General features: G+C 62.5%; 11 protein-coding genes. 7 read left to right on the top strand and 4 right to left on the bottom strand.

Going from position 1 to position 13303, the window contains the following annotated elements:
• Window positions 1–10 precede the first annotated feature (10 nt).
• The gene (locus tag NW848_RS06130) at window positions 11–1768 is read left to right on the top strand and encodes a DUF255 domain-containing protein (protein WP_414510811.1); all 1758 of its coding nucleotides are present in this window, start codon (window positions 11–13) and stop codon (window positions 1766–1768) included.
• On the top strand, window positions 1765–2424 hold the full coding sequence (locus tag NW848_RS06125) for a hypothetical protein (protein WP_414510810.1): 660 nt from the start codon (window positions 1765–1767) through the stop codon (window positions 2422–2424). The genes NW848_RS06130 and NW848_RS06125 overlap by 4 nt, the downstream gene beginning before the upstream one ends.
• Window positions 2425–2557: 133 nt before the next feature.
• Here the strand turns inward: NW848_RS06125 and flgG are convergent, their stop codons facing one another.
• The gene (gene flgG / locus NW848_RS06120) at window positions 2558–3346 is read right to left on the bottom strand and encodes a flagellar basal-body rod protein FlgG (protein WP_414510809.1); all 789 of its coding nucleotides are present in this window, start codon (window positions 3344–3346) and stop codon (window positions 2558–2560) included.
• Window positions 3347–3357: 11 nt separating this feature from the next.
• Complete coding sequence (gene flgF, locus NW848_RS06115) at window positions 3358–4083, bottom strand: flagellar basal-body rod protein FlgF (RefSeq protein WP_414510808.1); 726 nt, start codon at window positions 4081–4083, stop codon at window positions 3358–3360.
• Window positions 4084–4198: 115 nt separating this feature from the next.
• Between flgF and NW848_RS06110 the strand changes: the two genes are divergently transcribed.
• The 3 genes from NW848_RS06110 (at window position 4199) to topA (ending at window position 8019) form a co-directional block, all read left to right on the top strand.
• The gene (locus NW848_RS06110; RefSeq protein WP_414510807.1) at window positions 4199–5044 is read left to right on the top strand and encodes a ParB/RepB/Spo0J family partition protein; all 846 of its coding nucleotides are present in this window, start codon (window positions 4199–4201) and stop codon (window positions 5042–5044) included.
• Complete coding sequence (cmk, locus tag NW848_RS06105) at window positions 5041–5715, top strand: (d)CMP kinase (RefSeq protein ID WP_414510806.1); 675 nt, start codon at window positions 5041–5043, stop codon at window positions 5713–5715. Before NW848_RS06110 ends, cmk begins: the two co-directional genes overlap by 4 nt.
• Before the next feature lie 93 nt (window positions 5716–5808).
• Entirely contained in the window at window positions 5809–8019 is a 2211-nt protein-coding gene (gene topA / locus NW848_RS06100) for a type I DNA topoisomerase (protein WP_414510805.1), read from the top strand.
• A 28-nt stretch (window positions 8020–8047) separates the two neighbouring features.
• Here topA and NW848_RS06095 read toward each other — a convergent pair whose 3' ends face one another.
• Window positions 8048–9823 carry a glutamate mutase L gene (locus tag NW848_RS06095; RefSeq protein ID WP_414510804.1) on the bottom strand — a complete coding sequence of 592 codons (1776 nt, stop codon included), beginning with the start codon at window positions 9821–9823 and terminating at the stop codon, window positions 8048–8050.
• Window positions 9824–9896: 73 nt separating this feature from the next.
• Window positions 9897–11459 carry a calcineurin-like phosphoesterase C-terminal domain-containing protein gene (locus tag NW848_RS06090; RefSeq protein WP_414510803.1) on the bottom strand — a complete coding sequence of 521 codons (1563 nt, stop codon included), beginning with the start codon at window positions 11457–11459 and terminating at the stop codon, window positions 9897–9899.
• Between the two features lie 82 nt (window positions 11460–11541).
• Here NW848_RS06090 and NW848_RS06085 point away from each other — a divergent pair, with 82 nt between their 5' ends.
• Together NW848_RS06085 and NW848_RS06080 are read left to right on the top strand one after the other, a co-directional pair.
• On the top strand, window positions 11542–12738 hold the full coding sequence (locus NW848_RS06085) for an AAA family ATPase (protein ID WP_414510802.1): 1197 nt from the start codon (window positions 11542–11544) through the stop codon (window positions 12736–12738).
• Window positions 12735–13280 (top strand): hypothetical protein, encoded by a 546-nt coding sequence (locus NW848_RS06080; protein WP_414510801.1) that lies wholly within the window; start codon window positions 12735–12737, stop codon window positions 13278–13280. The genes NW848_RS06085 and NW848_RS06080 overlap by 4 nt, the downstream gene beginning before the upstream one ends.
• Window positions 13281–13303 lie beyond the last annotated feature (23 nt).

Here is a 13303-nt window from a genome sequence, read left to right as displayed (position 1 = left end):
ACCGCCTCCTATGATGACGATTACGGGGGAGATTATACCTGACCCCTGCGCCACGCGGTATACTCCGCATGTGAGTTGGTTGACGCCTGAGTATCGCGCGACGGCGGAGCGGTACGCGCCGCGCTTCGGAGCGCTGAGCGCGGTATGCCTGCTCATAGTGCTAATGGCATGGCTGGGAATTGGGCTGCGCGGGCTGGAGCGCGAACAGCATCCGAACGCGCTCCAAGCGTGCCCCGAAGCCTACCTGCGTAGCGGGCAATATCAGCTGGTGAACTGGTTGCCGTGCGGTGAGCAAGCGTTCGAAACTGCCCGACAACGCGACCGTCTGGTACTCATTGAGCTGGGCGCGTACTGGTCGGGACGCTGCCAGCGACTCGGCAGCGAGGCGTTCTCCGATTCGGGCGTGGCGGATTTAATCAACCGCGAGTTTGTCGCCATTAAGTTCGATGCGGACGCGATGCCGAAGCGGGCGCGCTATTTGCGGCAACTGGCGCAGCTGATGGGCGCGCCTGACCGCTACCCGATTCTCGCATGGTTCACGCCCGACGGTAAGCCCATTCGTGCCGTTGCGCCCGACACTCGCGCCGAGCTGATGCGCCACCTCGAGGAACTCAGTCAGATGTACCGCACGCGCCCCGCACAGATACAGCAACTGGCGGCGCAGTTGGAGCAAGCATGGAACGCGCGCTGGGCGCGCCCTGCACGCGCGGCGACCATCGGTGGCGTCCGCGAAGCGTTCCTGAATGCACTGCCCCCACTGCCGACAGCGCCGACGGAACCGACCAACGCCCCGCCTGCCTTCAACCTATGCCATTTGGAGGCGTTGCTGGCGCTGGCGGAGCAGGGCGACCTCACGGCGCAGGAGCAACTGCTCGCCCGACTGCGCGCGCTGCGCGACAGCCCTTACTGGGACGCCGAGCGCAAGACCGTCCAGGCGTTGCGCGACGGCATCGACCCTGAGGGCAAGTCGACAGGCGGGGCGCGGCTTATCGAACAGGCGCGCCTACTAAGCCTCTACAGCCGCGCGGCGCGCCTCGACCCTGAGCTGGGCAGCGTCGCGCATGAACTGGCGGATGGGCTGCGCGCCCACTTCTACCGTGAGCGACCTGCAGGGTTCATCGCCTCGCTTGCCCCGCCGAAACTGCGCATCGCGATTGCGCAGGCGAAGGGACTGCCCCAATCTGACCCGACGCTGTTTGCGGACGCGAACGCCTACGCTGTCGTCGCACTTGTAGACTATGCGGAGACCTTCGGGACGCTGGATCCGCAGGCGGCGTGGGCGCGCCAGACCGCGCCGCGCGTGCTGGAGACGCTCCGCGCCCTGCGCACCCCCCGCGGCGACCTGTTCCACAGCTCGGCGCGCGCAAGCAGCGATTGGATGCCCGACCTTGCGCTTGTCGCGCGCGCTGCCGTGCGCGTGCATCGGCTCCAGCCCAGCCCGCGCACGCTCCAGTTCGCCGAGCAACTGTTGCACCGCATCTGGCGCGAGTACGCCGACCCGACAGGCGGCTTCTACGACGCCTCGCAAAGCAGGCAGTGGGGCAACTTCAAGGTCGTGCCCGTGCGTATGGGTACGGACGACGGCGATATGCCCGCCGACAACGCGCTGCTCGCGCTGGCGATGTGGGAGTACGCCCAAGCGTCAGGCGAACGGCTCTGGCAGCAACGCGCCCTACAACTCCTGCAAACGCTCGGCGGCGACTACGACCCTACCCAACCGCTCGCCTACGCAGGGTACACTCAGGCGCTTGCACGAATCCAGCCATGAACCAAGTGCTGTTGGGACGCACGAATCGGTATGTGTTCCCCATCTGGGCGCGGGGGCATCTCACGGGTGACGGCTCGGCGGAAGAGCGCGCCGCGCGCTTGATGGACGCGCTGCTCGCCTCGCCCATCGAGACGCTGGACATCTCGCCTGCGCCTGCGTTGTGGGGACGATTCCTGCGTGAGCGAACGAACCGACTGCAGATTGCGGTCGCTACGCCGACGAATCTGCTGTTGCACGCTCCCGACGCCCGCATCGCGGCGAACCTCGTGCAATCGCACCTCATCGAGACGCTTTGCGCCGTCGGACGCACGCACATCGATTACTATTTTCTCAGCCTGCACGAGATTCCGACCGAGGCGCAACTGAGCGGCGCGTTGGAAGCGTTGGAACTTGCGCGTCAGGAGGGGCAAATCGGCGCGATTGGGCTGGCGGCGTATGGCAAGCCGCTCGCGATTCTCGCGCTCTGGCGCACCCACGATGCCTTCGAGGTCGCCCTGCTGCCCGACGAGGCGGAACGCCTGCAGACGCTGCTGCCCGAAGCGCACGCACGGCGCGTAGGGGTCGTCGTGCAGATTGAGGGGAGCCGCGCGCCTGATAAAGGGCAGGTCGTGCTGACGCGCATCGAGCAGGCAATTGCGCTGGCATCCGCGCGCTGATACCCATCGCGCAGGCAAAGTTTACAACGCCCCTTGGTTCCCCCTGCGAGCAGGGGGAACCTTAAGGAGGGGGTCTCCAATCTCGCTGGTTTTCGTAAATTTTGCCCACAGGAGCCGTCTGGCGAGGCTACTTCTACCGCTTCAGGTCTTTAGCGACGCTGAGCATCTCGTCGGCGGTCTGGATGGCGCGGGAGTTGACCTCGTAGGCGCGTTGCGCCATAATCAGGCGCACCATCTCGTCCACGATTTGCACATTCGAGGCTTCCAGCGCGCCGCCTGCGATACTGCCGATGCCGTTCGTACCAGGTGCGCCCTCAATCGGCTCGCCTGCGGCGGGCGTGAGGCGGTAGAGGTTCAGCCCAATCCGATTCAGCCCCGCAGGGTTCACAAAGCGCACGAGCGTAATTTGCCCGATTTCCTCCACGCCGTCCTGCCCGCCGCGCCGCACGCTAATCACCCCGTCGCGCCCAATCATGATTTGCTCGGCGTCGGGTGGGATGATGATTTCAGGTTCCAGCGGGTAGCCGTTGGAGGTCACGAGCCTGCCTTGTGAATCGAGCTTGAACCCACCGTCGCGCGTGTAGGCAATTGCGCCGTCGGGCAGCAGCACCTTGAAAAAGCCGTCACCCTCAATCGCCATATCGAGCGGGTTGCCCGTGACCTGCAGCGCGCCTGTCGTAAAAAGCCCGTAGGTGGCGGCAGGGCGCGACCCCAGCCCGACCTGCAAGCCGCTGGGCAGTTGCGTACCCCCCGCCGCCGTCGCCCCCGCAGGACGCAGCGTCTGATACAGCAAGTCCTCAAAATCCGCACGCACGGTCTTGAAGCCGTTCGTGTTCACATTCGCCAAGTTGTTCGCGATTACATCGATATTAAACTGCTGCGATTCCATACCCGCCGCGGCGGTGTGTAGTGCGCGTATCATCGATGTCCCTCCTATACCTTCGGTAGTTCGTTGATGGCGCGTCCGAGCGTCTCGTCATGCGCGTGGATGATTTTCTGGTGCGTTTCGTAGGCGCGGATGAGTTCAATCATCGTGACCATCTCGCGCACCATGCTGACATTTGAGGTCTCCAGTGCGCCTGCGACGACGCGCGGGTTGGCGACGGGCTGCGCCGCGCCCACAAAGTCGCCGTTGGGCGATTTGGTAAGGTCGCCTTGCACAATCAGCAGTCGCGCGACGCGCGTACCGTTCGCCAGCACCGAGCCATCCTCGCCGATTTGCACGGTCGCGTTCGGCGGCACGCGAATCGGCTGGTTGTTCTCGCCCAGGACGGGGTTGCCCGCGCGGGTAGTGAGTGTGCCGCTGGCGTCTAACTGGAATGTGCCGTTGCGCGTGTAGCGGACGCCCTGCGCAGTCTGCACCGCGAAAAAGCCCGCGCCGTCGATGGCGACATCCAGCGGGTTGCCTGTAGTGGTGAGCGCGCCCTGCTGGAAGTCGGTGTAAAGTTCGCGTAGGATTGCCCCTGCCGAGAGCGCGCCGATGGGCTGCGTGCGCGTCCCCTCTACACGGTACAGTTGCCGTTCGTAGACCGTCGTGAAGGCAGGGCGGTCCGCCTTAAAGCCTGTGGTGTTCAGGTTCGCCAGATTGTTCGCAATCGCGTCCTGCGCTTTCTGTCGGGCAGCCATTCCCTCGGCTGCCACATACAGTCCGCGTATCATCAGCGGGCATTATCGGCGCAGGGGCAGGCTTTCTGCAGGTAGTGCGTATCCTGCTGCGGCGCTACTCCTCTGCCACTCCTAAATCAGGTATACTCTCCTGTAGGAGGCGCAAGATATGGAGGTCAAACTCATCCCGATTGACCAGATTGTGGAGGATCCCGACCAGCCCCGACGGGGCTACGACGAGGAGAGCCTGCAGGGGCTGGCGGAGAGCATCCGCCGCTACGGGCTGATTAACCCCATCACCGTGCGACCGTTGCCCGACGGCGCAACCTACCAGATTGTGACGGGCGAGCGACGCTGGCGCGCCGCACAAATCGCTGGGCTAACCGAAATCCCTTGCATTATTAAGCACATCGACCACGACACCGCGACGACCGAGCAACTGATCGAGAATTTGCAACGCGAGGATCTCGCGCCCATCGACAAGGCGCGCGCGCTGAAAAACCTCAAGGAGAGCCGCCGCCTCACCAATCGCGAACTGGCGCAGATGCTGGGGCTGAGCGAGCGCACCATCGGCATCTGGCTGGGACTGCTGGAACTGCCCGAAGAGGTGGGCGAGCAAGTGATTGCCGTGAGCGGACGCCCGCCTGCAGGCAGCATTACCGAGAGCCACGCTCGCAGCTTGCTGGAACTGGACGACCCCGAACTGCAGACGCGCGTCGCCGAGAAAATCCGCGAAGAGGAACTCACCAGCGACGAGACCGCCGCCCTCGTGCGCACGCTACGCGACGAGCCTGACCGCGCCGACGAGATTCTCGACCAGCCCGCCGAGCAGGTGCTTGCCGTCGCCGAGGTGCGCGGACCCGCGCTCGAAGTGCGCCGATTCCGACGCTACCTGGAAGGACTGGATGTCTCTGCCCTGCACCCCAGCCACCTGCCCCCCTTAGAAGAGGAACTCGAACTGCTTTTAGAGATTATCGCCGAGCAACTGCAGAGCATTCGTGCGGAGGTAGGATGACCGTCGTCGCGATTGACGGTCCAGCGGGCTCGGGCAAAAGCACGCTGGCGCGGAGCCTGGCGCGTGCGCTGGGCTTCGTGTACCTCGACACGGGCGCGATGTACCGCGCGCTCGCGCTCGCCGCCGACCGTGCAGGGCTCGACCCCAACAACGCCGAACGACTCGCCCAACTCGCCCAGCAAGTAGAGATCCGCTTCGTCGCCGACGACGAGACGCAGCGCGTGCTTCTCGACGGCGAAGATGTCTCGGAGGCGATTCGCACGCCCGAAATCAGCGACCTTGCTTCGCGGATCTCGGTGCATTCGGGCGTGCGTCGCGCGATGGTCGCCCTGCAGCGCGCTATAGCGGCGCAGGCGCACGGCGTCGTTGCTGAAGGACGCGACACGACCACCGTCGTGTTCCCCGACGCGGCAGTGAAAATCTACTTAGACGCCTCGCCGCAAGAGCGCGCCCGCCGACGCCAGCACCAACTCCAGCAGCAGGGCATCGAGGCGCCCTATGAGCAGGTGCTACAGGCGATTCTGGAGCGCGACGCGCGCGACGCCGCCCGCGCCGACTCGCCCCTGCGCGTCGCCGACGACGCAATCGTCATCCAGAACGACGGCTGGAGCAAAGAGCAGACCTTCGAGTACGCCCTGCGCCTCTGTCGAGAGCGGTTAGGCGTTCCGTAGGACGCGCAGGGTTTCCCTACGCCCTCTACCCGACTTGACACACCCGCGCCTAATGAGGTAAATTGCTTGCCCGTATTGACTTGGGAGACTACGATGGCAAAACGCACCCGCGCCACGCGAACCAAGCGCACGCAGGGCGCGTCCCCGCGCACGAAGCGGTCGCTGCCCGCGCCGTCGGGCAAGCCCGTGATTATCGTGGAATCGCCCGCCAAGACGCGCACACTCACAAAGATTCTCGGCAACGCTTACACGATTGAGGCGTCGATGGGACATGTGCGCGACCTGCCGAAGTCGCAACTGGGCGTGGACATACAAAACAATTTCCAGCCGACCTACATCCCACTGCCCGACCGCAAGGAGACGCTGAACCGCCTGAAAGTCGTGACACAAGGCGCGCCCACCGTGTACCTGGCGACCGACCCTGACCGCGAGGGCGAGGCAATCGCATGGCACATCCAGCAAGCGCTCGGCTTGCAGAACGCGCTGCGCATCGAGTTCAACGAGATTACCGCCAGCGCGGTGCAGCGCGCGCTCCAAGCCCCACGCGCCATCGATATGCACCGCGTGAACGCGCAGCAGGCGCGGCGCGTGCTGGATCGGCTGGTCGGCTACCAAATCAGCCCGCTACTGTGGCGCAAGTTGCGCGGCGGGCGCAATGCGCTCAGCGCAGGGCGCGTGCAGTCGGTCGCTGTGCGCCTGATTGTCGAACGCGAACGCGAAATCCGCGCCTTTGTGCCCGAAGAGTATTGGAAAATCACCGCTACGCTGACCCCCAAAACCGAACACTTCCCCTTCGACGCCGAACTGCGCCAAAAAGGCGACGCGAAAATCGAGCTTAAGACCGAAGCGGACGCCAACGCGGTGCTGAGCGACCTGCAGGGCGCAACCTACATCGTGGAGTCGGTCGAGAAGCGCCAGCGCAGGCGCACGCCGCCCCCGCCGTTCATCACCAGCACACTGCAGCAGGAGGCGTCGCGCAAACTCGGTTTCTCTGCCAAGCGCACGATGCAAATCGCGCAGCAACTGTATGAGGGCGTCGAACTCGGCGACGAGGGCGCGATTGGACTCATCACCTACATGCGCACCGACTCGGTACGCCTGTCCAACGACGCGCTGCAGATGGCGCGCGCGTTCATCCAAGCCCACTACGCGCCCGACTACCTGCCCGACAAGCCGCGCCAGTATAAGACCAAATCGGGCGCGCAGGACGCCCACGAAGCGATACGTCCCACCGATGTGAACCGCACGCCCGACTCGGTCAAGCCGTACCTGACGCCCGAACAGTACCGCCTGTACGAACTCATCTGGAAGCGGTTCGTGGCGTCGCAGATGGCAGAGGCGCAACTGGAGGTCACTCATGTCAATATCCGCGCGCGCGAGTACCTGTTCCGCGCGTCGGGCACCGTGGTGCTGTTCGACGGCTTCCTGTGCATCTACCAAGAGGGCAAGGACACTGCCGAGCGCGAAGAGGAGGAACTGCCGCCTCTGCCGCCGCTGCAGCAAGGCGAGCTGCTGGACCTGCTGAAACTGACCCCCAGTCAGCACTTCACGCAGCCGCCCCCACGCTATACCGAAGCAACGCTGGTCAAAACGCTGGAGCAAAACGGCATCGGACGCCCCAGCACCTACGCGACGATACTTTCCACGATTCAGGAGCGCGGCTATGTCGTGCTGGAAAACCGCGCGTTCAAGCCGACGCCGCTCGGCGAGGCGGTCAACGACTTCCTTGTCAAGCACTTCCCCGAACTGTTCGATGTGCCCTTCACTGCGCGGATGGAGAGCGAACTGGACGAGATCGAGGAGGGCAAAGCCAACTGGGTACAAGTCGTGCGCCTGTTTTTCGAGCCGATGCAACAACAGCTGCAGCGTGCTAACGATAGTGACGAGCGCGTGGAAGTGCCTGTCGTGGAGACTGACCGCGCGTGCCCGACCTGCGGCGCGACGATGGTGCGACGCACGGGACGCTACGGCGAGTTCCTCGCGTGTTCGCGCTACCCCGAATGCAAGACAACGCTGCCTGTGGGCGCGACAGGCGTCCGCTGCCCCGTCTGCAACACAGGCGAAATCGTGCAGCGCAAGTCCAAAAAGGGGCGCGTGTTCTACAGTTGTAGCCACAAGGAGTGTACGCTGCTCACTTGGGACAAGCCGACGGGCGCGCTGTGCCCTAAGTGCAACGCGCCGCTGGTCGAAAAGACGCTCAAACGTGCCCAACAGCGCATCGTCGCCTGTAGCAACTCTGAGTGCGACTATCGGGAGACCATTCAGGCTCCTGAAGATGACACGCCGCTGGAGGCAGTCGGCTAACGGCGACAGTGGGTGGTCAGGCAGTCTCTTAGGGCTTCGGCAGTCCTAAAGCAGTCATCCACTCAATGAGTTTCTGGCGTCGTGTGGCGTCGTCTTGGGGCAGCAGGAGCGGTCGCCCGCGCGTATCGACCACAACGCCGACCACGCCGCCTTCCAGCGTGGCGTCTATTGCGCGCCCTTTGCCCGCGCCGACATCGAACCCGCGCGCGGGCTTAATCGTCGCTTGTATCGTTTCGCCGACACCCAACGGCAGCACGCGCAACTCACCGTAGCGGAAGGTCTCGCTCTTGCCGTTGTATTCAATCGTGAGGCACGGCTCGCCCTCCTTCGCCTGCCCAACGGGTGCGACGCACGAGCCGAGCCGAATCAGGCAGTCGCGGTCAAACACCTGCGCCGCCGCTTCGGGATGCACCGTCGACAGCACCCCCAACTGCGGCATCATAAAGATCGAGTCCACTGCCAGCATCGTGACGCCTTCGGGCTGGTAGGCGTCCATCATCATCAGCGCGGCTTGGGCGCGTTTCGGCGCGTGGCTCAGCACTCCGCCGCTGCCGACTATCATGTTCAGTTTCATCATCTGCACGAGCGTCTTGCCCGTTTCGGCTTGCTCCAACGCTTCGCCGATGGTGCGCTGCTGCTGGACGCCCTTCAGCCCACGCGCCAACTGCTTGTGGTGAACAAACGCCAGCCGCAACGCTTCGCGTGCGACCGCCTGCTCCAGCAGCAAATCTTCGTAGGTCTGCGGGATAGTAGTCGGGCGAATCATCTTGTTGCGCAGGCGGTTGCGCACCTCGTACTCTTCGATATCGAACGGCAACCAGCGGCGGATGTTCTGAATGCCCGCCTCCAGCATCACATTACAGATGGAATAGCTCATGCCCAAATTCGCGCTCACCGTGCGCGTGTAGTTGCCGTCGAAGACCGAGAACACATCGGTCGTCGCGCCGCCGATGTCTACGCCGAGAATGTTGATTCCGCGCTGCTCAGCGATGGTGACCATGATTTTGCCGACCGCGTTCGGCGTAGACATAATGTCGGCGGAGGTCCAAGTCATGAGTTTGGAGTAGCCAGGCGCTTGCTGCATCACATGCTCAAGGAACAGTTCGTGGATGGCTTCGCGGGCAGGTCCGAGATTCTCGCGTTCCAAGTCGGGGCGCAGGTTGTCCACGATGCGCAGGTCGAACCGCTCGCCGAGCAGGTGGCGGATTTCGTCGCGGGCGTCCTTGTTGCCCGCGAAGATAACGGGCAGGTTCATCGTGCCGAAGCGCGGGCGCGGGTCGGCGGCGATCAGTAGCTCCGCCAGCTCCACCAGGTGGGTAATCGTACCGCCGTCTGTGCCGCCCGAAAGCAGCACAATATCGGGGCGCAACTCGCGCAACCGCTGAATCTTCTGGTAGTCTTTGCGCCCGTCGTCGATAGCGATGACATCCATGATAATCGCGCCTGCGCCCAGCGCCGCGCGTTGCGCGCTCTCGGCGGACATCTGGCGCACCACGCCCATCACCATCATCTGCAGTCCGCCGCCTGCGCTGGAGGTGGACAGATACAGGTCTACCCCACGCTTCTCGTCGCTCTGTGGCGTGAGGATTGTGCCGTCTTGAATCAGTTGGCGTCCCGTGAGGTCTTCCAACTCGCGCGTGGCGTTCAGCACGCCAATCGTCACATCGTCGAAGGGTGCTTCGACGGTGGTGGGCGCCTCGCCGCGATTAATGAGGCGGTACTCCTCGCCGCGCTTCTCGATTAAAATTGCCTTCGTGGTCGTGCTGCCGCAGTCGGTCGCCAGAATCGAGCGCACTTCCGCCATAAACCTCTCTCCTGCCCCGCTTCGGGCGGGGTTAAGTATACCTCGCAGGAGACGAATGACGCCCTTTTGCGCCTTAGCGCACCCGAATTATGCGTTTGTCGCGGTACTCGTCGCCGAACAGGTTGCGCACGCGCACCTCCACGATGTGAAACCCGCGCGGCAAGTCAGGAGGCAGGTTCGCACGCCACAAGTGAACGGCAGGCGCCAGCCCTGGCAGTGGTCTGCCTGGCAGTTTGAACTCCTGCTCCTGCTGTTTGAGTGCGGCGTAGGCAGGGTCGGGCGTGTCGACAACCTGCTGCATACGTGTCCACGCGCCGTCGCCGACGCGCATCTCCACCGTGCAGCGCTCCGAGCCGAAGAAGTAGTTCACCAGCACGGGCGTCTCGGCGAGCTTGGCGCGGTCGACCTCGTCCAGGGTGTAGATATGCATTTGGTAGTCGGGGGGTCGGCGCGCCGCCTGATAGCGCACATGATAACGGTTGCGGTTCACCTCCAGCCACAGGTAGCCGTTGGGCGTGCCGTCGCGCATGGTCGTGTGCGGGATGCCCACAGGGTCAGGCGCGCCTGTCCACCAACTGCCGCACACCGTCACCGCGTTGATGTGATGGTGCGGCGTGCGCCCTTTCCAGCCCGCTTCCGCGCCGAAAAAGCGATGCATCTGCACATGGGTGTGCGCCGAGAACGAGAGCGTGTGGGCAAACGGCGCGAGCGCGTCGAATACCTGCCTGCGCTCCGCGTCGGGCCACTCCCACATCGGGATATGCATCAGCAGCACAATCAGGTCGTTGCGGTTCACATGGCGCAGGTAGTTGCGGATGAACTCAATCTGTCGCTCGCCCAAGCCCGCCACATAGCGTCCGCGCTGCCCCTCCTGTGCGCCGAACCACACCACATCGTCCAGCACCAGAAAGTGCGCCCGCCCATACTGGAACGCATAGTAGTTCGGACCGAAGTAGCGATGCCAAGTCTCGTCGCTGTTTTGGTCATCGGGCGAATCGAAGTTGATGTCGTGGTTGCCCAGCACATAGTAGATGGGCACGCCGATTTGTCCCATCATGCGCGTGATGGCGGGGAACAGGCTCAGGTCATCGAACACCACATCGCCCAGCACCACGCCGAACGCCGCCTCTTTCGTGCCGATAAGTTCGCGCACCACATCGCGCCCGATGTAGAACACTTCGGTCATATCGCGCGGCTGCGTGTCGCCGAACATCAGCGCACGGAAACGGTCTGGCTCGCGTTGCGGGTACAACGGAAAGTCCACCGACGCGGGCAGCGGTCCCGTCGGGGACACGCCGCCGTAGCGCACGGGAATCGAGCCGTTCGGCTTATGCACATAGTAAAAGCGGGGCACATTGTCTTCCGAGACGGGCAGCGCCCACCCGCGCGGTTTGATTACGAACAGAATCGTGTCGTCGTCCACAGGCAGCCGATAGCGTCCCTGCGCATCGGTCTTGACCACCTCGCGCTGATTGGAGACCAGCACATTCGGAACGCCCGGCTCGCCCGCGTCGCGAATGCCGTTGCGGTTGCGGTCGTGGAACACCACGCCTGTGGCGACCTGCTGCGCCCACGCGCCAACCGCCAGCGTTAGCAACAGCCCTATCCACCCAAAACGCCACTGTAGGATACGCATGCCTATAGGATACACGATAAGGATGTGAAGGGGAAGTTAAAAAAGGGGCAAGGACGCGGGAGTTAGGTATACTTGGACGAGCATGGTACAGCGACTACGCTTGAGGAACTTCCGCAGCTTCAAGGACGCTACGATAGAGCTGCGTCCGTTGAACATCGTTGTGGGGGCGAACGCTTCGGGCAAGACGAATTTGGTGCATGCGTTCCGCTTCCTGCGCGACTTGGCGCGTTCGGGGCTGGAGGATGCCGTTGCGTTGCAGGGTGGGGCGGAGTACCTGATCCCCTTGAACTCCCGTGAACGGGAAGTGACCATCGAACTAACGATTGCGCCTAATAGGGTTGTCTACCCTAAGGGCGCAAACCGCGAAGGGCTAATTGTGGAAAGTATTTGCCATGAATTGACTATCCAGACGATTCGCTCTAAGAACTCTGCGCGTGTGGCGCGTGAAACAGTGGAAGTGCGCTATGTCACGACGGGTGGCGGTATGCGGATACTGAGAATGACGCGCAGGGGAAAAAATATACGCCTAAAAGCACCAGACTCCAATCTCTTGTACGCAATTTTCACGGGAGGGAACCGCTTTGAGTTGGATACAAGCACCTCTTTGTTTGAGCTAACACCCTTTGTGTTAGGTTTGCCTCCATCTCTGTATGAAGAGAACATAGCGACTTATGACTTTTCACCTAAGCAAGCTAAGCAAGCGATTCCTGTGGCGTCTACTTATATACTGAGTGAGGACGGCTCGAACCTGCCGCTTGTGGTTCACCAGATACTGCGCGATCCTCATCAGCGAGAACGCCTGCTGCGACTCGTACAAAGTGTACTGCCCTACATCCAACATCTGCATACGACGATGGTGGGCGGGCAACATGTGCAGCTGCAGGTTCAGGAGACCTATCACGGCAAGCGCGCGCTCCCAGCAGTGCTGCTCTCAGACGGCACAGTAGAGATTGTCGCGCTGGTGGTCGCGCTCTTCTTCTCGCGTCTGTCTAATGGGCTTGTGGTTCTGGAGGAGCCAGACCGCAACCTACACCCAGGCTTGATGAGCGCGCTGATGGAACTCTTTCGCGCAGCTGCCGAACGCAATCAGGTCCTTATCACTACACACAATCCAGAACTGGTACGGCATGCGGAACTGGATGAGTTAGTATTGGTCGAGCGTGATGCGGAAGGCAGCTCGATGATTAAGCGTCCCGCAGACCAAGAGGGTGTGAAAATCTTTCTGGAAGAAAATTTGGAGTTAGACTACCTACACACGCAACAACTTCTTGGCGTATGAACGCTACTCAGTGGCGGCGAATTGCCCTGTTTGTTGAGGGCGAAGAAGACAGAGCGTTCGCCGAGCGCGTTCTGAAGCCTCGCTTGCTGCAGCAATATAGCGAAGTTCGCGTGCACATGCACGCGCAGACCCCCGATGAGAAACTAAGCAGCCACTTTCGTTCACTCCAGCGGATGAACAGCGACTACTTTCTCGTTGTAGATAAGGACAGGGTACCGTGTATCTCTGAAGTTCGGCGGGTGTATGCTCGTCGATACCAGCCGCAATTGGGTGAGAGGCAGGTTTTGGTCGCGTGCCCTATGATAGAGGCATGGTATACCGCGGGCGTCCCCACCCAAAACCTGTTCAAAGCCAGCATCCCTCCTACAGTGGAGGATGTCGACAAGCAAGCTTTTGCACGAATTTTCGGGGAACGCGCCCAGAACCTCGAGGAGCGCATCATACTGCTCCAGCAAATCCTTGATGTCTACGATTGGAACCTTGCCCTCCAGCGCAGCGAGTCGATCCGCTACTGCGCGACTCGGCTGGGAATTGCTCCATAGCCGCGCCATGAGGTACACTACCT

It is taken from the genome of Synechococcus sp. RC10A2, from assembly GCF_047502605.1.
This window is presented reverse-complemented; position numbering and strand designations above follow the sequence as displayed.

Excerpts from the sequence above, each read along its gene's own strand:
- NW848_RS06130 (WP_414510811.1), top strand. The coding sequence starts at position 11 with ATGATGACGATTACGGGGGAGATTATACCTGACCCCTGCGCCACGCGG.
- NW848_RS06125 (WP_414510810.1), top strand. The coding sequence starts at position 1,765 with ATGAACCAAGTGCTGTTGGGACGCACGAATCGGTATGTGTTCCCCATC.
- flgG (WP_414510809.1), bottom strand. The coding sequence starts at position 3,346 with ATGATACGCGCACTACACACCGCCGCGGCGGGTATGGAATCGCAGCAG.
- flgF (WP_414510808.1), bottom strand. The coding sequence starts at position 4,083 with ATGATACGCGGACTGTATGTGGCAGCCGAGGGAATGGCTGCCCGACAG.
- NW848_RS06110 (WP_414510807.1), top strand. The coding sequence starts at position 4,199 with ATGGAGGTCAAACTCATCCCGATTGACCAGATTGTGGAGGATCCCGAC.
- cmk (WP_414510806.1), top strand. The coding sequence starts at position 5,041 with ATGACCGTCGTCGCGATTGACGGTCCAGCGGGCTCGGGCAAAAGCACG.
- topA (WP_414510805.1), top strand. The coding sequence starts at position 5,809 with ATGGCAAAACGCACCCGCGCCACGCGAACCAAGCGCACGCAGGGCGCG.
- NW848_RS06095 (WP_414510804.1), bottom strand. The coding sequence starts at position 9,823 with ATGGCGGAAGTGCGCTCGATTCTGGCGACCGACTGCGGCAGCACGACC.
- NW848_RS06090 (WP_414510803.1), bottom strand. The coding sequence starts at position 11,459 with ATGCGTATCCTACAGTGGCGTTTTGGGTGGATAGGGCTGTTGCTAACG.
- NW848_RS06085 (WP_414510802.1), top strand. The coding sequence starts at position 11,542 with ATGGTACAGCGACTACGCTTGAGGAACTTCCGCAGCTTCAAGGACGCT.
- NW848_RS06080 (WP_414510801.1), top strand. The coding sequence starts at position 12,735 with ATGAACGCTACTCAGTGGCGGCGAATTGCCCTGTTTGTTGAGGGCGAA.